Below are 24,852 nucleotides of genomic sequence, written 5' to 3'. Positions count from 1 at the left end.
GCATCGCGCGCAACGGCGATCCCCGCACCGCCGTTGCCCCGACGGCGATCCGAACAGACCCTTGACGGCACACTTGTGAGCGTTAACACTCAGGTAACGCCAGGCCGGAGCCGCGAACCCGGACTTCACACAGTGCGAGGAACCGGCTCCCGGTCGGCCCCGCTCGACCGCTTCCGGTTTCTCCCAACCGGGTCGCACCGTGCCGGTCGCGGAACATCACTGGAGGAACTGTGCGGAAGCTTTCAGCGGGCCTTGTCACCCTGGGTCTGACGCTGTCGCTGGCAGCCTGCGGCCAGAGCGCCAACGGCGCGGGCGAGGGCGGGGGCGGCGGGGAGGTCAAAGGCGGCCTCGTCGGCATCGCGATGCCGACCAAGTCGTCGGAGCGCTGGATCAATGACGGCAACAACATGGTCAAGGAGTTCCAGGCCAAGGGTTACAAGACCGATCTCCAGTACGGCGACAACGTCGTGGAGAACCAGGTCTCTCAGGTGGAGAACATGATCACCAAGGGCGCCAAGCTGCTGGTGATCGCCGCCATCGACGGTTCCTCGCTCACCAACGTGCTGCAGAAGGCCGCCGACGCCCACGTCCCCGTCATCTCCTACGACCGGCTGATCCGCGGCACCGGGAACGTCGACTACTACGCAACCTTCGACAACCACAAGGTCGGCGTCCTCCAGGGCAGTTACATCGTCGAAAAGCTCGGCCTCAAGGACGGCAAGGGCCCGTTCAACATCGAGCTGTTCGCCGGCTCACCGGACGACAACAACGCCACGTTCTTCTTCAGCGGTGCGATGAGCGTCCTCAAGCCGTACATCGACGACAAGAAGCTGGTCGTGCAGAGCGGCCAGACCTCCTTCAACCAGATCGCCACGCTGCGCTGGGACGGCGGCCTCGCCCAGTCCCGGATGGACAACCTGCTCAGCAAGTCGTACACCGCCGCACGCGTCGACGCCGTGCTCTCGCCGTACGACGGCATCTCGATCGGCATCATCTCCTCGCTCAAGGGCGTCGGCTACGGCGCCGGCCAGCCCCTTCCCGTCGTCACGGGCCAGGACGGCGAGCTGGCCTCGGTGAAGTCGATCATCGCGGGTGAGCAGACCCAGACCGTCTACAAGGACACCCGCCAACTGGCCAAGGCGGCAGTCCAGATGGGCGACGCACTGCTGACCGGGGGCAAGCCCGAGGTCAACGACACCGGCCAGTACGACAACGGCGTCAAGACCGTACCGGCGCAGCTGCTCCAGCCGGTCAGCGTCGACAAGGAGAACTATCGGAAGGTCCTGGTGGACGGCGGCCAGTACACCGCGGACCAGCTCAAGTAGCCCACGGAGCCCGACCGACGGGTCCGGCGACGACGACACGGCGGTGCGAGGCCCGTGGGACCACCCGGGACCACCCGGACCACCCGGCACCGCACCGCCCCGACGATACGGATGCACAACCATGGCCCGACCCGTTCTCGAGATGCGGTCGATCAGCAAGACGTTTCCCGGCGTCAAGGCCCTCTCCGAGGTCAACCTGACCGTCGCCGCGGGCGAGGTGCACGCCGTCTGTGGCGAGAACGGCGCCGGCAAGTCCACGCTGATGAAGGTACTCAGCGGGGTCCACCCCCACGGCAGCTACCAGGGCGAGATCTCCTTCGAGGGCGAGCCCTGCCGGTTCAGGGACATCCGGGCCAGCGAGCAGCGCGGCATCGTGATCATCCACCAGGAACTCGCGCTGGTGCCCTACCTGTCCATCGCCGAGAACATCTTCCTCGGCAACGAGCACGCCACCCGGGGCGTCATCAGCTGGCACAAGACGCTGACCCACGCCGCCGCGCTGATCCGGCAGGTCGGACTCGGCGAGAGCCCGCACACCCGGATCGCCGACCTCGGAGTGGGCAAACAGCAGTTGGTCGAGATCGCCAAGGCGCTCGCCAAGAAGGTCAAGCTGCTCATCCTGGACGAGCCGACGGCCGCCCTGAACGACGAGGACAGCCGCAAGCTGCTCGACCTGATCCTCGAACTCAAGGCCCAGGGCATCTCCTGCATCCTCATCTCGCACAAGCTGAACGAGATCGCCCGGGTCGCCGATGCCGTCACCATCCTGCGCGACGGGCGGACCATCGAGACCATCGCGATCGGTTCGGAGGGCATCTCCGAGGAGCGGATCATCCGCGGCATGGTCGGCCGCGACCTGGAACACCGCTACCCCGAGCACACCTCAGAGATCGGTGAGGTCGCCTTCGAGATCGAGGACTGGGGCGTCCGACACCCGATCGACCACCGACGCAAGGTGGTCGACGGCGTCTCCCTCACCGTCCGTCGAGGCGAGATCGTCGGCATCGCCGGCCTCATGGGCGCCGGCCGCACCGAACTGGCCATGAGCGTCTTCGGCCGCTCGTACGGGCGGTGGACCAGCGGCCGGGTGCGGCTGGACGGCCGGGAGATCCGTACCCGGACGGTGCCGGAGGCGATCGGGCACGGCATCGCCTACGTGACCGAGGACCGCAAGCAGCTCGGCCTCAACCTGGGCGACGACATCAGCCGGAACATCTCGCTGAGCGCCCTCGGCAAGGTCGCCCGGCGGGGCTGGGTCGACCGGCACGAGGAGGCAAAGGTGGCCGAATCCTTCCGGCGGTCCATGAACATCAAGGCCCCCTCGGTGTTCGCAGAGACCGGCAAACTCAGCGGCGGCAACCAGCAGAAGGTCGTCCTCAGCAAGTGGATCTTCGCCGAGCCGGAGGTGCTGATCCTCGACGAACCCACCCGGGGCATCGACATCGGCGCCAAGGCCGAGATCTACACCGTCATCGCCGAACTCGCCGCCCAGGGCAAGGCGGTGCTCGTCATCTCCTCCGAACTCCCCGAACTCCTGGGCCTGTGCGACCGGATCTACACCATGGCCGAAGGCCGGATCACCGGTGAGGTCAACCGCGCGGAAGCCACCCAGGAATCCCTCATGCGGCTCATGACCATGAGCGCGGCATACCCCGACAAGCAGGTGTGAGGCATGGCCCAGACCAAGACCACCCCCGACACCGCGCCCCACGCACCGGAGCCCGGCCGACGGCCTTCGGCCGGTGCCGTACTGGCCCGAGCGCTGCGCGGCAACCTGCGCCAGTACGGGATGCTGCTCGCGCTGGCGCTGATCGTGCTGCTGTTCCAGTTCTGGACGGGCGGCATCCTGCTCCAGCCGCTCAACATCACCAATCTGATCCAACAGAACGGCTACATCCTCATCCTGGCCATCGGCATGATGATCGTCATCATCGCCGGGCACATCGACCTGTCGGTCGGGTCGCTCGCCGCCTTCGTCGGGGCGGCCGCGGCGGTGATGATGGTCAAACACCACGCGCCGTGGCCCGTGGCGCTGGTGGCCGCGCTGCTGATCGGAGCCCTCGCCGGAGCCTGGCAGGGGTTCTGGATCGCCTATCTCGGCATACCCTCGTTCATCGTCACGCTGGCCGGCATGCTGCTGTTCCGCGGTGGGACCCAGATCCTCCTTCAGGGCCAGTCGGTGGCGCCGTTCCCCAAGGGCTTCCAGAACATCAGCAGCGGCTTCCTCCCCGCGGTCGGCCCCCACACCGACTACCACAACCTCACCCTGCTGCTGGGCCTCGTGGTGCTGGCCGTCGCGATCCTGCAGGAGGTGCGCGGGCGGCGGCGGGCCGCCGCGTACGGGTTGGAACCGCTCCCGTCCGGCCTGTTCCTGGTCAAGCTCGGCGCGATCACCGCGGCCGTGGTGGCCTTCACCCTGCTGCTGGCCAGCTACCACGGGGTGCCGATCGTGCTGCTGATCCTCGGCGTCCTGCTGGTCGGCTTCGGATACGTGATGCGCAACTCGATCCTCGGCCGGCACACCTACGCCATCGGCGGAAATGAGGCGGCGGCGCGGCTGTCCGGGGTGAAGAGCAAGCGGGTCGTCTTCCTGGCCTTCGTGAACATGGGCGTCCTCGCGGCCCTGGCCGGGATGGTCTTCGCCGCGCGGCTCAACGCGGGTACGCCGCAAGCCGGCATCAACTTCGAGCTGGAGGCGATCGCCGCAGCCTTCATCGGCGGCGCCTCCGCGAGCGGCGGTGTGGGTACCGTCCTCGGTGCGCTGACCGGCGGGCTGGTGCTGGGCGTGCTGAACAACGGCATGTCGCTGGTCGGCGTGGGTACCGACTACCAGCAGGTGATCAAGGGCTTGGTACTGCTGGCAGCCGTCGGGTTCGACGTCTACAACAAGCGCAAGGCCGGAGGCTGACCCTGCCCCCTCCCCGGCGCGGCGCCTTCCGCCCGCTCGGGGAGGACCGCTCCGGTCGTCATGCCTGGGCCTCCGCGAGGCGGTTGACATCCCGTCGGTCGGTCAGGCCTCGCAGATTCCGGTGGCGGCCGGTGTCGGACTCGCTGATCCGCCGGGGGTGCCCGAGCTGCCTGCCCGGCACGGTGAGCGTTCCGCCCATCCCCAGCGTCACCGGTCGAAGGCGAGGGCGTCCGGCCCGAGGTCGATGACGGCGTCCCCGTACAGCAGCTGTGCTTCGCCGCCGTGGGCCTCGCGGGGGACCCGCCGCGCACCTGCTTCCCACCGTCGGCAACCCTCTCGCGTCCTGCGGCGACAAGGCAGTGCACCTCGCATCGGATCTTCGAACGGACAGACATGCAGACTGCACGACCGTTCGGTTTCCCCACGGTCTGTCCGCAGAGGTTCACTCCAGACGGCAGGCAGCGGCGGAGCAACGGGCAAGGGCCCCGGAAAGGGCCCCGCGCCGGATCGGACCCTTGGAGGTACCGGCCGGTCCGAAGCCGAAGGCGGGTAGGGCGAGCCAGTGGCCGTCGGTGGCAGCCTCCGTGTCTGCGGCATGTCGGTTGAGCCCGCCTTAACCGGGGCCTGCTCCCTGTCCGGGCAGAGGACTCCGGGGGACGTCTCGGTCATGCCGTAGCCCTGGCTGAAGGCCGGGCCGCGGTCGAGGTGTGCGGCGATGGTGCGGTTGGGCACGGGAGTGCCCGGCAGGGGCGTTCATTCCTCCGGGTGAGGGCCGGGCCTTCGAGGAGGGCGGATGCGCCGGAAGTGTCTAACGTGGGCCGGGGAGTGGCGGGCAGCCGCTCGGTGGGTGCGTGGTCTCAGCTCGGGAGCTCGTTATGGCGGGGCAGCACAAGGCGTCCGTCCGGCTGCGGCTGCGCTACCTGTTCGACCACCTGGTGGCGGGTGGGACCGCCGCGCTGGTGGGCTGGCTGGCCGCGGCCTGCCTCGCCGTCGTCCTCCCGGCCAGCGCCGTCCTCGTCTGGGCGGACCAGACGGCCCCGGACAACCTGCGGGGCAAGCTCACCGCCGTGTGGGTCAGCGTGGGGCAGACCCTGAAGATCGGCGGGGCGGTCGGGCCGCCCCTGTACGTCCTCGCCTCCGTGGCCCTCGCCCTGGTCGCCCTGCTGTACGTGTCCACGCTCGTCAGCGTGATCACCACCGGGATCAACCAGCGCATCATGGACCTGCGCCTGGGCCACTCCACCGTGCTGGAGACCCGGCACACCGTCGTGCTGGGCTGGTCCGACCAGATCTTCCCGGTGGTCGGGGAGCTGGTCGCCGCCAACGCCAACCAGCGGCGTTCGGCGCTGGCCGTCCTCGCCCCGATGGACAAGGTGGAGATGGAGGAGGCCATCGCCACGCGTGTCCCGGACACCGGGCGGACCCGGATCATCTGCCGCACCGGCCGGACCACCGACCCGGCGGAGCTGGCCCGGGTCAGCCCGCAGAGCGCGAAGGCCGTGCTCGTCCTGCCGCCCGACGGGGAGACCGGCGATGCCCAGGTGGTGAAGACCCTGCTCGCCCTGGACGCGGCGACGCCCGGCGCCGGTGGCGCGGTGGTGGTCGCCGCCGTCCGGGACACCCGCAACCACCTCACCGCGCGGCTGGCCGCCGGTCCCGGCGGGCACGTGCTCTGCGTGGACGACATCGTCGCCCGGCTCCTCGTCCAGACCGCCCGCCAGCCCGGACTCTCGCTCGTCTACCAGGAGTTGCTGGACTTCGACGGAGACGAGTTCTACACCGTCCCCGCCGGGGACCTCGTCGGACGGACCTTCGGCGAGGCCCTGCTCGCCTTCACCACGTCCTCGGTGGTCGGCCTGCTCGGTCCCGGCGGGGGCGTGGTGCTCAACCCGGACGGCCGGACGCCCATCGAGGCGGGCGACCGGATCCTCGTCGTCACCCAGGACGACGACACGGCCCTGCCCGCGGACGCCGCCTGCTGGGTCGACGAGGGCGCGATCCTCTCGTCCCGCCCGCTCCCCCGCCCCGCGGAACGCCTGCTCCTGCTCGGCTGGAACCGGCGCGCCCCGCTCATCGTGGAGCAGCTCGACGAGTACGTGAATCCCGGCACCACCCTGGACGTGGTGGCTCTCGGCGACGAGGTGACCGCGCGCAGCGCCCGGGCGGCCGCGGCGTCCCGCAGCAACCTCGAAGTGACCTTCCTGGCCGGGGACATCACCGATCCGCGGGTCCTGGACAAGCTGGACGTGCCCGCGTACGACAGCGTGATCGTGATCGGCGAGACGGATCCGCTGGCGGAGGCGGGGTCCGATGCGCGGAGCGAGTCCCAGGCCGACGACCGGACGCTGGTCACCCTGCTGCACCTGCGGGCCGTCGCGCAGGCGGCCCACCGGGAGCTGGCGCTGACCACCGAGATGTCCGACGACGGCAACCGGCTGCTCGCCCCCGCCCGGGAGGGCGCGGACTTCATCGTCAGCGGACGGCTGATCAGCCTGCTGATGACCCAGATCTCCGAGAGCCGCCACCTCGCCGCCGTCTTCGAGGAGTTGTTCCGGGCGGAGGGCCACGAGCTGTACCTGAAGCCGGTCACGGACTACGTCCGGGCGGACGGCGAGGTCGCCTTCGCCACCCTCGTCGAGTCCGCCCGGCGGCGGGGCGAGTGTGCGATCGGGTACCGGTTGCGTGCGGAGGCCGCCACGGCTCCCGCCCACGGGGTGCGGATCAACCCCGACAAGCGGCAGCCGGTGCGGTTCACCGACGGGGACTGGCTGATCGTGCTCGCCGAGAGCTGACCGTGCTCGCCGGGAGCTGATTCTGCTCGCCGGGAGCCCGCCGTGCCGCCGGGGGCCGGCGGCTCCGGCGCGCCCTACGACGCGGAGTGGACCTCCAGGGCGGTGCGCACCGCGGACTCCAGGGCCCCCTCGATCCAGGCGGGCTTGACCGAGGTGTGGCAGCCGGCGAAGTGCAGCGGGCCCTCGGGCTCGCGGACGTACGGGAGGAGCTCGGTGTGCTGGCCGGGCAGGAGGACGGAGGCCTCGCCGTAGGCGTAGGGGTCGCGCATCCAGGACTGGGTGCGTCCGACTCCGGTGTAGAACACCTCGATGCGCTGTCCGAACACCTCCTGGAGTCCGGCGAGTGCGCGCGGGTAGCGCTCCGCGTCGTCGAAGGAGTCCCACTTGAGGGCGTCGTCGGCCCAGCTGTAGGAGGCGAGGACGACCCCGCCCGGGCTGCCCTCGACCGGGTAGGAGGGCTGGAACATGAACCGGTTGGGGTTGTCGGTGGCCGAGCCCCCGCCGATCACCCCGGCCGCCTCGGGCTGGTCGCGGGTGGTGCGGCGGCAGGCGGCGTAATGGGCGCGCTGGGACTCGGAGATGTGGCCCGGGGGGACCGAGGGGTGGGCGCCCAGCAGGGCTCCGTCCTCCGGGGTCCGGGCGACCTGGTAGTTCCGGTACAGGCCGGGCTTGACGGCCTCCAGTTCGCGCTTCCAGTCCGCCTCGTCGAACTCCCACCAGCGGCGGCTGAATTCCAGCAGCACCTTGGTGGCCGCGTCGTAGTGCAGCTCGGTGATGGCGCGCCGTTTGCCGTAGGACAGGGCGGGGGTGACCTGGATGTGGCGCAGGCCGGAGAAGGGCACGGTGATGATCGCACTGTCCCCGGTGAAGGTCTCCCGCCGTACGGGGCTTCCTCCGCGGCCCTCGGAGACGGTGTCGATGCTCACCCTGCCCTCGTCGTGGGTGATGCGGGTGGCGCGCCGGTCGAGCCGGACGAGGTCCTTCACCCGGGCGTAGAGGGCGTCGGCCAGGGTGGCGGTGCCGTCGGGCAGTTCGTAGAAGGCGGTGTCGGGGCTGATCAGGGAGGCGCCGATGAAGCTGTGGATGAAGGCGAGGTGCAGGCGCGAGGTGAGGTTCTCGATGGTGCCGACCAGGTCGACGGTCCGGTCGTCGAGCTGCGCCACCTCGGTCAGGAAGCGGTACATCGACATGTGGCCGTAGCGCTGGACGACGCGGGCCCAGCCTTCGACGAGCTCCCGGTCCTTGCGGCCCTCGATCTCCTTGCGTACGGGGGCGAAGGCGTTCCGCAGGATCTGTGCGGCGGGCACGGACTCGAAGGCCGCGGGCACCCCGAAGGAGCGGTTGACGGCCTGCGGGCTGCGGGCGTAGTCGCCGCGCCGGACCCGGATGCCGTTGACGAGGATCCAGGTGCGGTGGGCGGGGCGGCCGGAGGCGTCGACGTCGACGAGGTGGAAGCGCCTCCGCCGCAGGCCGAGGCTGTCCATCAGGCCGGTGACCAGGGGGTGGCTGTCCGGGATGCGCATGGCGCCGGCTTCGGCGTACTGCCGGGGGTCGGCGAAGACGGCGGGGGAGTTCTCGTGCCCGCCGGTGCGGAAGGTCTTGATCCGGCCGCCCACCCGGTTGCCGTTGGCCTCGATGACGGTCACCTGGTGCCCGGCCTCGCGCAGCAGGTGGGCGGCGGTGAGTCCGGCCGGTCCGGCGCCGACCACCAGGACCTTCTTGCGGGGCATGCGGGAGCGGGGCAGCCCGTTCTTCAGCAGGACGTCGGCGTACCGGGGCACCAGCGGCTGGTCCTCGGCGTCCCGGACGAGGACGGCCCGGGCGACGGTGAGGCAGGTCTCCCAGTCGGGCCGGGCGCTGCCGGGCGCCGTCCGCGGGGTCTCGGCGGAGGCCGCGGCGACGCCCAGCGCACCGGCGCCCGCGACGGTCAGCGCGCCGGCGCCGGCGATGACGGTACGGCGGGAGGGGCGGCGGGCGGATGCCGTACCGGTGGCGGGCGCCGGTCCGGGTGCGGAGTCGTCCGGGGAGCCGGCGGTGGGGGGCGGGTCAATGATCATGGGGCAACTCTTCCGGTCCGCGCCCGGCCCCCACGCCGAAAAGGCCCCGGGCGGGCAACTACCACTCGGACGTGCGGGACGGCCTCACGCGGCTGACGAACGAGGTTTCGACCGCTCCGGCCGGAGCGCTCCGGCCGGAGCGCCCCGTCGTACCGTCCCGGCCGCCGGGACCTCGGGCGGCGACCATCCGCCGGGCGCATGCGTCAAGTCCCCTGGCCGCCCGGCGGGTTCGCCCACCGGCCAATTGGTCCAGACCTGTTGACGGCGGCACGTGCAGCGCACTAGGTTCCCGGCACCCCCACACGTGCGTGACCCCACGGCTGCGCTCCCCCCTCCCCCCACCTCTGGAGGCATTTCCGTGCGTACCCCCACTCGACTGGCCTGCGGGCTGGGCGCCACCCTGCTCGGCGCGGCCGCGGTGCTGAGCACACCCGGCGCGGCCTTCGGCGCCAATCTGCTCGCCAACGGAGACTTCGAGACCGGCGGCACCGGCGGCTGGTCCTGCTCAGGCGGCCTGGGCTCCGTCGTGGCCTCGCCCGTGCACGGCGGCGCCAGGGCACTGGCCGGCGCCGCGACCGCCGGCGACAACGCCAAGTGCACGCAGACGGTCGCCGTCCAGCCGAACACCGCCTACACCCTCTCCGGGTGGGTCCGCGGCAGCTACGTGTACCTCGGCGTCACCGGCGGCGCCTCCACCTGGACCCCTTCTGCAGGCACCTGGACCAAGCTCAGCGCCTCCTTCACCACCGGCCCGTCCCAGACCAGCGCCGAGGTCTACGTGAACGGCTGGTACGGGCAGGGCACGTACCACGCCGACGACATCAGCCTCGACGGCCCCGGCGGAGGCGGCGGCGCCGACACCTCCGCCCCGACCGCACCGGGCAGCCTCACCGCCACCGGCAAGACCTCCTCCAGCGTCTCGCTGGCCTGGTCGGCCTCCACCGACAACGTCGGCGTCACCGGCTACGACGTCTACCGGGGCACGGCCAAGGTCGCGACCTCCACCACCACGAACGCCACCGTCACCGGCCTGGCCGCCGACACGGCGTACTCCTTCACGGTCCGCGCCCGCGACCTGGCCGGCAACACCTCGCCCGCCTCGACGGCCTTGGCCGTCACCACCGACGGCGGGACGGTCCCGGCCGGCTTCAAGCAGGCCGCGCCCTACCTGTACCAGGGCTGGGGCAACCCGCCGAGTGCGACGACGGTCATGAACGCCACGGGCGTGAAGTGGTTCACCATGGCCTTCATCCTCTCCTCCGGCGGCTGCAACCCGGCCTGGGACGGTCAGCGCCCCCTGACCGGCGGGGTCGACCAGTCCACCGTCAACGCCGTCCGGGCGGCAGGCGGCGACATCGTCCCGTCGATCGGCGGCTGGCAGGGCAACAAGCTCGGCCCCAACTGCGCCACCCCCGAGGCCCTGGCCGGCGCCTACCAGAAGGTCATCGACGCCTACGGCCTGAAGGCCATCGACGTCGACATCGAGAACACGGACGAGTTCGAGAACGCCGTGGTCCAGGACCGCATCCTCGGCGCGCTCAAGATCGTCAAGCAGAACAACCCCGGCCTGAAGACCATCCTGACCTTCGGCACCAGCACCTCCGGGCCGACCTCGTGGGGCAACCGGCTCATCGAACGGTCCAAGGAACTCGGGGCGGGCATCGACGTCTTCACGATCATGCCGTTCGACTTCGGCAACGCCTCGACCGACATGTACGCGAGCACGGTGAGCGCCACCCAGGGGCTCGCCGCCAAGCTCAAGTCCACCTACGGCTGGGACGACGCCACCGCCTACTCCCACATCGGCATCTCCGGTATGAACGGGGTCAGCGACACCCAGGAGACCACCACCGTCCAGAACTGGACCGACATCCGCGACTGGGCCAACGCCCACCACATCGCCCGGCTCGCGTTCTGGTCCGTCAACCGCGACCGGGGCTGCCCCGGAGGCGGCCTCCAGGAGACCTGCTCCGGAATCGCCCAGAGCGACTGGCAGTTCACCTCCATCACCGCCGGGTTCACCGGCTGATCAAGCCGGTGATCGAGCCGCGAACGAGCCGGTGAACGAGCCGCGAACGAGCCGGCCGAACGAGCCTGCCGATCAGGCCGGCTGATCGATCGGCAGACCCGGTCCGGGCGGACCGGGTCTGCCGGATCCCTCAGGCGCCGGTGGGGTCGCGGGGCACCCAGCCCCGGTCCGCACCGGTGCGGATCAGGCTCTGCGCGTACTCCCACAGGCCGGCGGAAGCGTCCCCGATCACGGACTTGCGGGCGAGCACCACCTCCTCCGTCACCCCCGGGGTGCGCCATGTGCCGCCCTGGTTGCCGTAGTTGAGCAGCAGCGGCTGGAGGCGGTCCATGGCCTTGGCGAACCGGGCCTCGGGGGTCTCACGGGCCTCGAACTCGTCCCACAGCGCCCGGAAGTGCTCCTGCTGGTCCGGCGGGAGGAGCGCGAACAGCTTGTCCGCGGCGCGCTGCTCGCGTTCCTCCTGGTCGGCGGCGCCCGCCGTGTCGTACAGGAAGGTGTCCCCCGCGTAGATCTCCACCAGGTCGTGGACGAGGACCAGGGCGAGCACCTTGCTGGTGTCCACGGGCTCGTCGGCGTGCTCCGCCAGGACCAGGGTCATCAGGGCGAGGTGCCAGGAGTGCTCGGCGTCGTTCTCCTTGCGGTCGGCGGCCAGCAGCGGGCTCTGCCGGAAGACGTTCTTGAGGCGGTCCACCTCGATGACGAACTCGATCTGCTGCCGCAGCCGGTCGGGGGTCCCCTCGGGCTGGCGGACGGACGCGGCGAGGAGAGGGAGGTCCTCGGGGGTCATACGGGCTCCTTGCAGGTTCGGTGAGCAGCGGCTCAGCGGTTGAGGTACTGGAGGACGACGGCGGCCACGAGCAGCAGGGTGGTCACCCACAGCGCGGGCCGGGGCCTGCGGCCGCCGAGGACCCCGGCGACGGTGCACACCACGAAGGCGGCGGCCATCGCCTGGTCGATCGCGAGGGTGGCCACGGTGACGAGGAGCGCGGTCACCATGACGGCCCGGCCGAGGCGGTCCGCCGCCTCGGGCCGGCGGGCGCTCAGCATCTTGACCGCCACGAAGACCAGGGCCCCGGTGGTGGCCTCCACCGGGACATGGGCCAGGACCGGGGCGAGGAACAGGCAGGAGAACAGCAGGATTCCGGTCACCGCCGAGGCGATGCCGGTCCTGGCTCCGGCGCGGATGCCCACCGCGCTCTCCACGAACGCCACGAAACTGGAGGAGCCGGCGGCCGACCCGGCCACGGTGGCGCCCGCGTCCACGAGCAGTGCCTGGCGCATGCCGGGCACCTTACCGTGGGCGTCCTGGAGCGGTGTGTCCGCCGACAGTCCCACCACCTTCGCAATGCTGCCGAAGAAGTCCAGGGCGAACAGGACGAGGATCACGCCCCAGGCCCGCGGGTCGGCGACCACCGTGAGGTCGAACCGGAAGAGGGCCGCCCCGCTCCCCTCGACCGTACCCTCAACCGCCGCGGCCTCGACGCCCGCGAGGGCGCAGTACAGCGCGGAGGCGGCGATGCCGCCGAGGACGGCCGCGGCCCGCGCGCCGAACGCGTCCAGCAGCAGGGCGACGGCCAGGCCGGTGTAGAGGGCGACGGCGGGCGGCGCCGTCCAGTCGCCGAGCCCGGACAGCCGGCCGTCGGAGGTCCGGACGAGGTGGGCGATCTGCAGGCCCACCAGGCCGATGAAGGCGCCGACGGCGGTGGCCAGGGCCGCACGGAGTTCCGCGGGGATCGCGTCGACCACCGCTTCCCGCAACCGCAGCAGGGACACGACCAGCATGGCGACACCGGACCAGAACACCATGCCCAGCGCCTCGGGCCAGGTGTAGGCGAGCGTGCCGACGACGGAGAACGCGATCATCGCGTTCATCTCCATGCCGGGTGCCACCGCGAACGGCAGCCGGGCCCACAGCCCCATGGCGAGGGTCGCCAGGCCTCCCACGGCGGCCGTCGCGAAGAAGGCGGCGGCGTGCGGGATGCCCGCCTCGCCCAGGACGGCTGGGTTGACCACGACGATGTAGGAGAGGGCCAGGAACGTGGAGGCCCCGGCGAGGACCTCGCGCTGCCAGGTCGAGCCGCGGGCCGTCAGGCGGAAGTACCGGTCCAGGGCGCCGGGGCGGGCCGCCGGTTCCCGGCTGAGCAGTTCCGGCCCCCGGCCGGGGTGCTGCGGCGGGGTCACGGCGTGCTCCCGGGGGGTGGGGAGGCGGCGGCGACCGGACTGATGGTGTCGCCCACGTCGCCGAGGAGCAGCCGGCCGGGGGCGTCCGGTGCCACGGCGTAGAACTTCGCGTTCAGTTCGCCCGAGACGTGGCCGACGTGGAGGGTCAGGGCCACCTCCAGCCGGTCCGCGTACCGGGCGAGGGCAAGGGCGCCCTGCCGCGTCGCGTGGCAGGTGAAGATCTCGACGGTGGCTCCGGGGCGGGCCGTCAGGCGCATCACCGCCATCAGGGTGACGCCGCTGGCCACCACCCCGTCGACGATCACCAGCCGGTCGGCCTGTGAGGGCAGCCATTCGTCCACGCCGACGAGGAGCCCGCCGGCCAGGGGTATGCGCTTGGCCTGCGGCGCCCAGTTCCGGCGCTGTGCGAGCAGGCCCAGGCGTTCGGCCAGGATCCGCCCTTCGCGTTCCGGGGCCACCACGGTCGTACCGGGCCGGGCGGCGCTCTCCTGCACCCGGGCGGGCAGCAGGCCGTAGATGTCGAGGAGCGCCTGGAGGTAGCGGGCGCGGTCCGCGCCGCTCTGTGCGGGCAGGTTGGCGATCTCCGTGACGGTGTCCATCCGGTCGACCACCGCGGGGCGGATGTCGGAGGCGACGCGGACGGTGGCCGGCAGCGGGCCCGGGGCGTGCAGCGCCTGGAGGGCGCCGGGCTCGAAGTGGACCAGGTGGCTGAAGTAGGTCTGGTGGTCCTTCTCGTACTCCTCGACGGTGCGCCGGGCCTCCGGGAGGAGTCCGGTGCGGTCGAGTAAGCGGGCGGTGTTCATCGTGGACCTCCGGTCTTGGGCTGTGAGGGCTGTTCTTGCCGGGTGGCGGGGCCGGAGCCCCGTCCCGTGGGCGCGAGCAGGAGCAGCGCCAGCGGTGCGGCGGCCGCGGCGACCACCGCGGTGACGAGGAAGGCCAGCTCGAAGTCGGGCGCCGCGGGCCGTTCCCCGTGGAGCAGGACGAGCAGGGCCAGGCCGACGGAGCCGCCGGTGTACTGGGCCGTGGTGACGAGGGCGCTGCCGGTGCCGTTGCTCTCCGGCGGGAGGTCCCGGGTACCGGTGATGAACATGCCGGTGAAGGCCATGCCCTGGCCGAGGCCGCTGAGCAGCAGTCCGGGCAGGATGCCCGCCGCGTACCCGCCGCCGGACCCGGCCGCGAGGGCGAGGACGAGGAGTCCACCGGCCCCGGTGGTGAAGGCGCCGGCCAGCAGCCGCTGCAGCGCCATGCGTCCGGCGAGCCGGCCGGCCACCGTGTTGCCCACGACGATGGCCCCGGCCAGCGGCAGGAAGGCCAGGCCGGCGGCGAGGGCGCTGTAGGCCCGTACCTCCTGGAGGTACAGGGTGACGAGGTAGAACTCGGCTCCGAAACTCGCCATGTAGAGGGCGGCCGCCAGGCAGGCGACCTGGAGGGTGCGGACCCGGAGCAGCGAGCGGGGCACCAGTGGCCGGCGGCGGCCGCGGCCGAGCACGAGGAGGGCGCCGGCCAGGGCGGCTGCCGCCAGCGCGGCGGAGGCGACGGGAAGGGAGGGGTGGGCGCGGGAGAGCTCGGTGCAGGCCAGCACCACGGCGACGACCGCGGTGCAGGCGCAGAGGGTGGCCGAGACGGCGACGGGGACGCGCTCTGCCGCCCCGGTGGAACGCAGGGCGCTGCCGGCCGCGGCCAGGCAGACCGCGACGATGGGCAGGTTGATCCAGAAGATCCACGGCCAGGACGCCGCGGCGAGCAGGGCGCCGCCGGCGGTGACCCCGAGGGCCAGGCCGACGGCGCCCGTGGTGCCCCACACGCTCACGGCCCGGTCGCGCTGCGGACCCGGCGGGTAGGCCGCGCCCAGCAGGCCGAGGGTGGCGGGGACCAGCAGGGCCGCCGCGACCCCCTGCCCGACGCGCGCTGCGATCAGCGGGGCGGCGGAGCCGGAGAGCGCGGCGCCGACCGAGGACGCCGCGAAGAGCAGCTGCGCGGCGAGGAACACCCGCCCCGCGCCGAATGCGTCCGCCAACTGTCCGCCCAGCAGCAGGAATCCGGCGAAGAAGATGGCGTAGGCGCTGACGATCCACTGGAGGGCGACGGTGGAGAAGTGCAGGCCGGCCCCGATGTCGGGCAGCGCGACGTAGATGATGGAGAAGTCCAGTGCCACCAGCAGTTGGGCCCCGGCGAGCGCCGTCAGGAGGCGAACGCCCGGTGTCGGTGCGGGAGAAGCGGGCAAGGTGGGTCAGCCTTCCGAGGTCAGCAGGTCATCCCAGGGCGGCGAGCGCCGTGAGGAACACGTCCCAGAACCGTTCCGTGTCCAGGCGGGTCGCCACCAGGGCGTTGGGTTCGCGCCCCGTGACACCGTAGAGGTCGATCACCGTGGCGCCGCGGGTGAACTCGCCGCGCAGTTCGACGCAGACGGGTGCCTCGACGCATTCCACCAGGGTCGGGTCCAGTACCCGGGCGATGGCCACCGGGTCGTGCAGCGGGGCGTCGGGCAGGTCCCAGATCTGGTCGTAGGTGCCGGAGCGGAATGCGAGGAGGGCGGCCGACACCTTGCTGATGTGCGTGCCCACGTCGAGGATCCGGTCCAGCACCTCGCGGGTGACCGGGGCCTGGTGGGTCACGTTGAGGCCGCAGTACGTCATGGGGACGCCGCTGGCGAGCACTTCGTGGGCCGCTTCGGGGTCGACCAGGATGTTGTACTCGGCGTAGGGCTGGGTGTTGCCGCGGTGGGTGGCCCCGCCCATGCAGACGATCTCCTTGATGCGGTGCCGGTCCTCGGGGTGGAGGGCGAGGAGGCCCGCGATGTTGGTCTGGGGGCCCGTGACGACGAGGGTGACGGGTTCGGGGCTGTCGGCGAGCAGGCCGTGGATGAGGTCGACGGCGTGTGCGGAGTGCAGCGGGACCTCGGCCGGATCGGGGAAGTCCCATCCGTCCAGGCCCGTTTCGCCGTGCACGTCGTCGCCGATGAGCAGCGGACCGGTGAGCGGTTTGGGGTAGCCGGCCGCGACGGGTACGTCGAAGGCACCGGCGAGGGCGCACATCCGCCGGGCGTTGAGGGCCGTCTTGGCCACGGTCTGGTTGCCGGCGCTGGTGGTCACGGCGCGCAGGTCGATGCGGGGGTCGCCGACGGCGAGGAGGATGGCCATCGCGTCGTCGTGGCCGGGGTCGCAGTCCAGGATGACGGGGGTGGGCATGCAGGGCTCCAGGGGGTGTCGGCCGGGCGGCGGCGGTCCGGTACGGGGGGGACGGCGGGGGACGGCGGTACGGGGGACGGCGGTGCGGGGCGGGATGCGGCCGGGCGGGTCACCGAGGACCCGTGAGGGTCCGGTAGAAGGCCAGGTGGCGGCGGCCCGCGGTGGCGAAGGACTCGCGCAGTCGGCGGCCCAGTGCCCGGTCGCCTTCGGTCGGTGCGGTGGCGGGCCGTGCCACCGCCTCCCGGAGGGCTTCGGTGAGCGCCCCGAGGTCCCCGGCGGGTACGAGGGTGGCGGCGGAGTAGTCCCGCAACAGCAGGGGCAGGTTGCCCGAGTCGCTGGCGACGATGCGGCGGCCGCAGATGACGGCCTGCGCGACGGACAGCGAGAAGGGCTCCCCGTGCGCGCCCCGGTCGATCGTCGGGTGGACCACGACGTCGGCGGCCCGGATCGCGGACCAGCTCTGCGCGGGACGGTAGTGGGTGAAGTGCACGCGGCCCTTGTCCTGCCACACCGCCGCCCGTTCCATCAGGGGTTCGGGGATGCCGGGGGGCCAGATGAGGTGGCGGGTCCCGGCGTGCACGAAGTGCAGGTCGCGGCCTTCGTCCAACAGCGTCAAGGACGCCTCCAGGCTCAGGTGCGAGCCCTTCCAGCGGGTCATCCGGCTGGGTTGCAGCACGGTGGTGCCGCCGGTCGCGGGCAGTCGGAAGGGCTCCTCCGCCAGGGGCAGGGCCAGCGGGAGCACGGTGGTCTGCGCCCCGGGCAGCCGTCGGCTGGTTTCCGCGGCGACGAAGGGCGAGTGGACGGCCAGCGGTCCGGGGAGGCCTGCGAGGAACTCCCACTGCTCGGGCCGCTCGTCGATGTTGTGCAGGTCGAAGACGAAGCGGCCCTGCCAGCCCCGGGCGTGCAGCGCCGCCACGGTGGCGGTCACCGCCTCGGCCTTGTGCCACTGCGGGTTGTGCCAGTGCACGACGTCCGCGTCCCGGCACAGTGCGGCGAGCCGCTCGGCCCCGGCGGGGTCGAAGGGCACGCCGATGTCGAGGACCGGTTCATGGATGCACCCCGGGGACTCCCGGGTGCCGGTGACGGCCCGCACCTCGCAGGGCAGGGCGGCGAGCTGCGCGGACAGGGCCTCCAGGTGGGTCTCCACGCCACCGGTGACCGGGAGTCCGGTCCAGTGGATCTGTACGATGCGCACCGCGCGTCACCCTTCGCCGCTGGTGTCGGTGTCCTCGGCCAGCCGGAAGCCCATCGCGTACAGCGAGCGCGGGTAGGGTCCGTGGCGGCGCTGGCAGCGGGCGAGGTCGCGGAAGCGGTTGAAGGCCCCGCCCCGGGCGATGCGGTACGCGCCGAGCCGCAGGTACAGGTCGTCGCGGACGAGCGTCCCGCCCGGGTAGGGCCCGTAGGTGCTGCTGGTGTACTCCTCCACGTTGCCCGCCATGTCCAGGGCCCCGCACCAGGACCGGCCGTCGGGAAAGGCCCCGACAGGGCTGGCCATGAGGAGGCCCGTCTCCAGCGTGTTCGCCGCGAGGGGGTTCCAGGTGCGGCCCCAGGGGTGGCGCAGCCCTTCGGGTCCGCCCGCCGCGTACTCCCACTCCTGCTCGGTGGGGAGCCGGAAGCGGCGGCCGGTGCGGCGGGCCAGCCAGAGCGCGTACCGGTCGGCGGCCTCCGCGGTGACGGTGTAGACCGGGTGGTTGGCGGTGGCGGGGTCGAACCTGCCGTAGTGCCAGTTGCTCGGCAGTTCCGGGTGCCCGGTGTCCTTGAGGAACACGGCGAACTCGGCGTTGGTGACGGGGTACCGGGCGAGGGCGAAGGCGGCGACCGGCCGGGCGTGGCGCGGGCACTCCTTCTCCACCCAGGACCGCTGCACCCCGAACCGGGCTGCGTCGGCGTGCAGTTCGTCGACCTCGTCCACGGGTGTGCCGATGAGGGCCTGTCCGGCGGGGACGGGCAGCATCTGGGGTGCGTCCCAGCGGGTGCGGGGGTCGCCCGCGAGGGCGAGGGCGGTGCCGGCCGCCAGGCGGTGTTCGAGGGTGAGCGCCGGGTCCTCGACGAGGGCGGCCAGTTCGGCGGCCGAGTGGCCGGCGACCTGGGTGTAGCAGTCGAGACGCTCGGCCCTCGGTTCCACATAGCCCTCGGGCAGGCCCATCGCCGCCCGGTCGGTGAGGGCGTTGATGTCGGCGTCGACCAGGTCGGTGTGCGCGATGCGGGTCACGGCGCCCTCCGGCCCGAGGCGGCGGCCTCGAATGCGGCTGCTTCCAGGGCGGTCACTTCGAGGGCGGTGGCGTCCAGCGCGGCCGCTTCAAGCCCGGCTGCTTCGAGGGCGGCCGCTGCGAGAGCGGTGGCATCGAGGGCAGGGGCACCGAGGGCGGCGGCCGGACGGCCCGGATCGGCGGCGAGGCCGAGGCCGAGTGCGTCGAGGTGTCCCATCAGGCGGTCCTTGACCTCCAAATAGGCCTCATTGAAGGGGGTGCGGAAGCCGCCCAGCGGCACCCGGTCCTCGACCGCGATGCCCTGGGCGGCGAGTCCTTCGACCTTCTTCGGATTGTTGGTCATCAGCCGCACCCGGGTGATGCCGAGCTGGCGCAGGCAGTCGGCGGCCATCCGGAAGTCGCGGCCCTCCGCCGGAAAGCCCAGGGCGAGGTTGGCGCTGATGGTGTCGTGGCCGGCCGCCTGGAGCGCGTACGCACGGATCTTGTTGGCCAGCCCGATGCCGCGGCCCTCCTGGCGGAGCATGTAGACCAGCACCCCGTTGTGCGACCGGACGACGGCGTCGAGGGCGGCGTGGAGCTGCGGGCCGCAGTCGCACTTCTCGGAGCCGAGCACGTCCCCGGTGAAGCAGGCGCTGTGGATCCGTACGATCGGCGGCGCGGCGGTTTCACTGCGCGGCGAGACCGTCCGCAGGGTGACGACCTCCTCGGTCTCCTGCCCGTCGGCGGCTACCTGCCCGAAGACGGTCAGCTGCATCAGGGTGGAGGCGACGGGCAGGGGGGCGCTCGCCAAGCGCACCACGGGGGCCTCGCCGGCCGCCGTCACCGGCTGTCCCGGCCGGCGCCGGCACCGGCGGTGTCAGCGGTGTCAGCGGCATCGGCGGTGTCGGCGGCACCGGCGGCGATCTCGTACACGCAGCCGTCGTAGGAGGAGGCCAGGAACCGGCCGGGGCTGCCGGCGGGGGCCAGTGCGGAGATCCCCGAGGGAGTCGGCCGCGTGTCGGACACCCACGCCCCGGAGCCGGGATCGTAGACGGCGACCTGGCCGTGGTAGCCGCCCGTCGCGATCAGGCTGGTGTGCGGGTCGACGGCCACGCACTTGATGCTGTTGAGGTGCGGGGTGTTCACCACCGCCTCCGGTTCCCCGGCCGCGGTCCAGATCCGCAGGGTCAGGTCCCGGCTCACGCTGACGAACCGCCCGTCCGGGAGGGCGGCCGCCCCGTTGGCGATGCGGGCGTGCGCCGCGTCGTCGGTGGCGACGGACTTCAGGTCCGGCAGGGAGTGCCAGGCTGCGGCGCCGGTGGCGCACACGCTGAACAGCACGTCGCCCTGGACCGCCACCCCCTTGACGGCGTTGTCCTGGATGCGGTGTTCGCCGACCAGTTGCAGACCGGTGCCGGCCGTGTCCCGCAGGACGAGTGCCTCCCCGGTGTACGTGCCGACCACGAGGGTCTCGCCGTCCGCGGAGGTGTGGACGGCCGCGCAGTTGAGCGGGGAGCGGTGCTGGTGCAGGAGGGCTCCGGTGGTCGCGTCGTACAGGGCGCCGAGCTGGCCGCCGCTGACGACGGTGCCCGCGACGGCGGTGATGAAGTTGCAGCAGCTGCCCAGTTCGGCCACCGTCTCGCCGTCGCGCCGCACGGCTCCGCTGTCGCCGACGGTGAACCGGCCCGCGGGGGCGTTTGTCACCGCGTTGAGTCCGGGCGTGGGCGTGACTCCGGTCAGGTCCCAGCTGCCGTCGGCCCGGTCGAAGACGGCGTAGCTCGATCCGAAGGTGCCGAAGACCCAGCGGGTCGCGTCCAGCCTGGCGCAGGAGCGCAGCCACACCTCGGCGGGCACCTCGCTCGTCAGGAGGTGGACGGGGTCGGCGCCCGGCGCGAGCCGCCACAGCCGGACGGTGCGGTCGTAGCTGGAGCTGAGCAGGAGTCCGGCGTCGGCGTCGTAGGCGATCCGTTTGATCCCGGCGTCGTGGACGCGGTGGCGGCGGGTGCCCGAGGGGTCGATCAGGATCAGTTCCCCCGCGTCGTTGCCGAGGGCGAAACGGTCCACGCCGAGGACCGCGACGGTGTCCGTCTCGACGTCCCCGAGGTCCACGGTGCTCAGCAGGGCGCCGTCGGCGGCGTCCCAGCGGCGCACCGTCCCGTCGTCGCTGGTGGTCACCAACTCGGCTCCGTCCCGGACCCATTCGACGGACAGGACGTCTTCCTCGTGTCCCTCCAGCCGGTGGATGAGCCGCCCGTCCAGGTCGTATATCCGCGCGATGTGGTCACGCGAGGCGGTCGCCACCCGGGTTTCGTCGGGTGAGACGACGGTCATCTCCACATCGTCCTTCTGGTCCGTGAGGACGCTGATGAGCCTCAGGTCCGGAACCGACCACAGGCGCGCCGAGTAGTCGCTGCTCGATGTCACCACGATGCGGCCGGACGAGGAGAACCGGCACTGGTTGGCCAGGTGGTCGTGGCGCGCCTCGGTCATGGCCGTACGGGTTAACGCATTCCATAAGATGATCCGGTTGTCATATCCGGCAGTTACCACGAGATCGCCGTGAGCGTCGATTCCACTGATCGGCGACGTGTGCTTGATCATGAATTCTCCTCATCGTCACGCGAGGTCGCCCCCGTTCGCAGGCATGGCTGTGCGCCCGTACGGAGAGAGGGACCGGCAGGAAAAGGGAAACGGTGAAGGGTGAACCGTGAACCGTGAACCGTGAACCGTGAACCGTGAACCGCGGATCGGGAATGTCGAATGCCGAAAGGGGAGCGTCGGCAGGTGCGCGAACGACTGAACGGCGATACCCGCCGATGGAATGAGCTGCCGGAACCGACCGGTGGGGCGAGGGCGGACTTCAGCTCGGACGAAGTCGGACACTAGCTATTGGCACATGCCGAGGTCAACGGCTGCCTCCCGGCTGTCCTGTTTTCACTGGCCTGCCGCTCCGGGCCGCCCGTACGCCGCTCCCCCGGGATGCGGTGATCCTTGCGCTCGCCCACCGGGCCCCGCCTGCGCGGACCGAACCGGTCCTTGATCGTCCGGCACGGCCCGGCTTTCCGCGGGCCGCCGGGATGCACCCGCCGCCGCCCCGCGTACCCACGGCAGAACAAGCCAATGTGTACATGCCATGTTGCTGTAGGGGCTCGCCGCACCCTTCCATGGAGAGGTATCGATCTAGGGGGAACGGTGAACGACCTGGACGGCGCCCTTCACTACCTCAGCGACTCCGGACCCGAGTTCGGCCCCGGAGTGAGCAACCACGGACCCATGGCCGCAGAGGCTCTCGGACAGCTCGGACACGGGGCGTCCATCGGGGCCTGGGTGTCCTCGTACCGCAAGGTCCTGTACGAGGACACCTACGGACGCTTCCAGGAGATCACCCACGACACCTGGCAGCCCGCCCTGGGCAACATGCGCCTGCTCGGCGACTGGAACGAATTCTTCCGGCGGGAGCTGGACAGCGCACCCTGGACCGAGGTCCTCGCCCGGTGGTGGCCGCGCCTGCTGGACGGCTTCGCCGCCGGGGGCGGCCACGGCGTCATCCGCACCGGGCACGCCGTACGGATGCTGACGGAGGCCCACACCCCCTGGCGCCTGGAAGAGCTTGCCCGGGGGCTGGGCTACTGGGCCGCCCGATACCAGGAACTCCCCGCGGCTCCGGCCACCCCGCGCGCCCGCGACCTGCTGCAGGCCTGGGAGGCCGTCCCCAAGCTGCGCAGCGACCAGGGCATGGGCATGATCTTCCGGATCCGGCTCGAAACGGTCTGGCTGGAGCCCGACTTCGCGCCCGCCGTGGACTCCCTGCTGCCCGAGGACGACGCCGACCGTGCGCTCAGCCGGCTGACCCGCGCCGCGGCGGGCAGCTACCTCACCGACGACCACAAGACCCCCATGGCCTTCGTCCACGCCCTCACCACACCGGCGGCGGCCCGGCTGGTCCTGCCGCACCTGCCGCCGGAACTGCACTGGCCCACCGTCGCCGCCGCCGTCCGCTTCTCCGCGGCCATCCGCAGCGCCTACGGGACCGGCCGGCGCGAGCACCACCCCGAGGAGCCGGCCCGGGACTACGCCGTACTCGCCGAACGGGCCCTGGCCACCGAGGACCCGCACGCCATCAAGTATGTGGAGGCCTGCCGCCGCGAGGACGCGCTGCGCCCCGACCCGGCGTACGCCGTCGCCGCGACCGACTGGGTCCGCCGCTGCGAGACGGGCTCCTTCTGACCGTGACCGGGCACGGGGAGGGGGCCGAGGACGAGTCCGGGCGCGGGCAGCGCCACGCGTACGGCCGCGGGTACGGACATGGGCGCGGGCCCGCGGCGGGGCCGCGCTGGTGGCACGACGCCGTGGTCTACCAGGTCTACCCGCGCAGCTTCCTGGACACCGACGGCGACGGGGTCGGGGACCTGCCGGGCGTCAGCCGCCGCATCCCCCACCTCGCGTCCCTGGGGGTGGACGCGCTCTGGCTCTCCCCGTTCTTCTCCTCCCCCATGGCGGACTTCGGGTACGACATCCGGGACCACACCGCCGTGGACCCCCTCTTCGGGCGGCTGTCGGACTTCGACGCACTCCTGGCCACGGCTCACTCCCACGGGTTGCGGGTACTGATCGACTACGTCCCCAACCACACGTCCAGCGAGCACCCGTGGTTCAGGGAGTCCCGCAGCGCTCCGCCCGGCGGCCGGCGGCGCGACTGGTACGTGTGGCGGGACCCGGCTCCCGGCGGCGGTCCCCCGAACAACTGGATCACCCTGTTCGGGGAGTCCGCCTGGACCCTGGACGAGGACAGCGGCCAGTTCTACCTCCACTCCTTCCTCCCCTCCATGCCGGACCTCGACTGGCGCAATCCGGAGGTGAAGGAGGCCATGTTCGACGTGGCCCGGTTCTGGCTCGACCGCGGTGTCGACGGGTTCCGCGTGGACTGCGCGCCCCTCGTCGCCAAGGACCCCGCACTGCGGGACAACCCGCCGGCCCCCGTGGGGGCGGTGGCCCACCACCGCCCCATGGGCGGGTACGACAGCCAGCTGCACCTGCACGACCAGGGCCACCCCGATCTGCACACTGTCTACCGCGAGTTCCGCACCCTGCTCGACGGGTACGGGGACGGACCCGCCGAACGGATCTGCCTGGGGGAGGTCCACGCCTACGACTGGAAGGTGTGGAGCAGCTACTTCGGGCAGGGCCTCGACGAGATCCACCTCCCGATCAACTTCGGCCTGCTCCAGACCCCTTGGGAGCCGGAGGCGATCGAAGGACTGGTACGCGAGGTCGTGGACGCCCTGCCCGCCGGGGCGGTCCCGACCTGGGTGGCGGGCAGCCACGACGACCCGCGGGTCGCCTCCCGCGTCGGCGCGGACCAGGCGCCGAACGCGATGCTCCTGCTGTTGACCCTCCCCGGAGCGGCGATCCTGTACAACGGCGACGAACTCGGCCTGCCGGACGCGCACATCGGCCCCGCGGACATCCGGGACCCCTGGGGGCTGCGCACCCCCGGGCTGAGCCGCGACCCGGCCCGCTCGCCCATGCCGTGGAACGCCGGGCCCCATGCGGGGTTCACCGCGCCCGGGGTGCGGCCCTGGCTCCCCCTGGCCCTGCCCCCGGGCGGTGACGCCGCCGCCCAGGAGGACGACCCCGGCTCCCTGCTCCGCCTCACCCGGGCGGTCCTGGCACTGCGCCGGGAGCACCCGGCGCTCGGGCCCGGCGCGATCGGGTTCACCGCCGCACCCCCCGGCGTGCTGGCCTACACCCGTACCGGTCCGGACGGCGCCGGCCCCCTCCTGGTCACCCTCAACCTGACGGCGGCCCCCGTCCGCCTCACCGGCGCATCCGCCGCGCCTTCCTGGCGGCGGCGCCTCACCACGGCGCCCGTCCCCCGTCCCCCCGCCGACGCCCGGGTCCTGTCCCCGCACGAAGGGGCGATCTGGACCCGACACCCGTAGCCCGGCACCCGGCACCCGTAAGCCGTGGCCCCGCTCCGCCCGCGGCCCGCACACCAGGTGCGCAGCCCGCCCGGCCACCGGGTCCCCGGCCTGCGGGGCACGCGTACGCGCGCGCGCGGGGGCAGGGCGTGGGAAGGGGCCGTGCCGGCCCCTTCGGGGAGGCCTCGGTGGCGGCACCGTAGCAGCCTTTCCGGGGGGCGCCCCGATGTTTGTCCGATGGTGATGGACCCGCGCCGACGGC

At 72.2% G+C, this 24,852-nt stretch carries 17 protein-coding genes; 7 read left to right on the top strand and 10 right to left on the bottom strand.

The features are described 5' to 3' along the window. Window positions 1–230: 230 nt before the first annotated feature. The 4 genes from chvE (at window position 231) to ACLJTM_RS17935 (ending at window position 7,025) form a co-directional block, all read left to right on the top strand. On the top strand, window positions 231–1,325 hold the full coding sequence (chvE, locus tag ACLJTM_RS17950; RefSeq protein ID WP_411104612.1) for a multiple monosaccharide ABC transporter substrate-binding protein: 1,095 nt from the start codon (window positions 231–233) through the stop codon (window positions 1,323–1,325). A 121-nt stretch (window positions 1,326–1,446) separates the two neighbouring features. Continuing rightward, a complete protein-coding gene (gene mmsA, locus ACLJTM_RS17945; protein ID WP_411104611.1) occupies window positions 1,447–2,994 on the top strand; it encodes a multiple monosaccharide ABC transporter ATP-binding protein in 1,548 nt (515 codons plus the stop codon). Between the two features lie 3 nt (window positions 2,995–2,997). Continuing rightward, a complete protein-coding gene (gene mmsB / locus ACLJTM_RS17940) occupies window positions 2,998–4,233 on the top strand; it encodes a multiple monosaccharide ABC transporter permease (protein ID WP_411104610.1) in 1,236 nt (411 codons plus the stop codon). A gap of 875 nt (window positions 4,234–5,108) precedes the next feature. Further along, on the top strand, window positions 5,109–7,025 hold the full coding sequence (locus tag ACLJTM_RS17935; protein ID WP_411104609.1) for a CASTOR/POLLUX-related putative ion channel: 1,917 nt from the start codon (window positions 5,109–5,111) through the stop codon (window positions 7,023–7,025). Between the two features lie 74 nt (window positions 7,026–7,099). Here the strand turns inward: ACLJTM_RS17935 and ACLJTM_RS17930 are convergent, their stop codons facing one another. Continuing rightward, window positions 7,100–9,082 (bottom strand): flavin monoamine oxidase family protein, encoded by a 1,983-nt coding sequence (locus ACLJTM_RS17930; RefSeq protein WP_411104608.1) that lies wholly within the window; start codon window positions 9,080–9,082, stop codon window positions 7,100–7,102. Between the two features lie 358 nt (window positions 9,083–9,440). Here ACLJTM_RS17930 and ACLJTM_RS17925 point away from each other — a divergent pair, with 358 nt between their 5' ends. Next, window positions 9,441–11,111 carry a carbohydrate binding domain-containing protein gene (locus tag ACLJTM_RS17925; protein WP_411104607.1) on the top strand — a complete coding sequence of 557 codons (1,671 nt, stop codon included), beginning with the start codon at window positions 9,441–9,443 and terminating at the stop codon, window positions 11,109–11,111. 130 nt (window positions 11,112–11,241) lie between these two features. Here the strand turns inward: ACLJTM_RS17925 and ACLJTM_RS17920 are convergent, their stop codons facing one another. The 9 genes from ACLJTM_RS17920 to ACLJTM_RS17880 form a co-directional block, all read right to left on the bottom strand. Further along, window positions 11,242–11,898, bottom strand: a complete 657-nt coding sequence (locus tag ACLJTM_RS17920) for an HD domain-containing protein (protein WP_411104606.1) — start codon at window positions 11,896–11,898, stop codon at window positions 11,242–11,244. Window positions 11,899–11,930: 32 nt separating this feature from the next. Then, window positions 11,931–13,292 carry an NCS2 family permease gene (locus ACLJTM_RS17915; protein WP_411104605.1) on the bottom strand — a complete coding sequence of 454 codons (1,362 nt, stop codon included), beginning with the start codon at window positions 13,290–13,292 and terminating at the stop codon, window positions 11,931–11,933. Then, the gene (locus ACLJTM_RS17910; RefSeq protein ID WP_411104604.1) at window positions 13,289–14,095 is read right to left on the bottom strand and encodes a hypothetical protein; all 807 of its coding nucleotides are present in this window, start codon (window positions 14,093–14,095) and stop codon (window positions 13,289–13,291) included. The genes ACLJTM_RS17915 and ACLJTM_RS17910 overlap by 4 nt, the downstream gene beginning before the upstream one ends. After that, window positions 14,092–15,516 (bottom strand): MFS transporter, encoded by a 1,425-nt coding sequence (locus tag ACLJTM_RS17905; protein WP_411104603.1) that lies wholly within the window; start codon window positions 15,514–15,516, stop codon window positions 14,092–14,094. Before ACLJTM_RS17905 ends, ACLJTM_RS17910 begins: the two co-directional genes overlap by 4 nt. A gap of 28 nt (window positions 15,517–15,544) precedes the next feature. After that, on the bottom strand, window positions 15,545–16,480 hold the full coding sequence (locus tag ACLJTM_RS17900; protein WP_411104602.1) for a nucleoside hydrolase: 936 nt from the start codon (window positions 16,478–16,480) through the stop codon (window positions 15,545–15,547). Window positions 16,481–16,589: 109 nt separating this feature from the next. Beyond that, window positions 16,590–17,675, bottom strand: a complete 1,086-nt coding sequence (locus ACLJTM_RS17895) for a glycosyltransferase family 4 protein (RefSeq protein WP_411104601.1) — start codon at window positions 17,673–17,675, stop codon at window positions 16,590–16,592. Between the two features lie 6 nt (window positions 17,676–17,681). After that, window positions 17,682–18,692 (bottom strand): formylglycine-generating enzyme family protein, encoded by a 1,011-nt coding sequence (locus ACLJTM_RS17890; RefSeq protein WP_411104600.1) that lies wholly within the window; start codon window positions 18,690–18,692, stop codon window positions 17,682–17,684. Continuing rightward, window positions 18,689–19,480 (bottom strand): GTP cyclohydrolase II RibA, encoded by a 792-nt coding sequence (gene ribA, locus ACLJTM_RS17885; protein WP_411104599.1) that lies wholly within the window; start codon window positions 19,478–19,480, stop codon window positions 18,689–18,691. Before ribA ends, ACLJTM_RS17890 begins: the two co-directional genes overlap by 4 nt. A 29-nt stretch (window positions 19,481–19,509) precedes the next feature. Continuing rightward, a complete protein-coding gene (locus tag ACLJTM_RS17880) occupies window positions 19,510–21,270 on the bottom strand; it encodes a WD40 repeat domain-containing protein (protein ID WP_411104598.1) in 1,761 nt (586 codons plus the stop codon). Window positions 21,271–21,861: 591 nt separating this feature from the next. Here ACLJTM_RS17880 and ACLJTM_RS17875 point away from each other — a divergent pair. Both ACLJTM_RS17875 and ACLJTM_RS17870 read left to right on the top strand, forming a co-directional pair. Continuing rightward, window positions 21,862–22,896, top strand: coding sequence for a questin oxidase family protein (locus ACLJTM_RS17875; protein ID WP_411104597.1), 1,035 nt, complete (start codon window positions 21,862–21,864; stop codon window positions 22,894–22,896). A gap of 2 nt (window positions 22,897–22,898) precedes the next feature. Continuing rightward, the gene (locus ACLJTM_RS17870; protein ID WP_411104596.1) at window positions 22,899–24,611 is read left to right on the top strand and encodes an alpha-amylase family glycosyl hydrolase; all 1,713 of its coding nucleotides are present in this window, start codon (window positions 22,899–22,901) and stop codon (window positions 24,609–24,611) included. Window positions 24,612–24,852 lie beyond the last annotated feature (241 nt).

Origin of the sequence: Streptomyces sp. cmx-4-9, assembly GCF_046548835.1 — a bacterium.
GTDB lineage: Bacteria > Actinomycetota > Actinomycetes > Streptomycetales > Streptomycetaceae > Streptomyces.
Note: the sequence above shows the minus strand (reverse complement) of the source record. Positions and strands in the feature narration are given on the sequence as shown.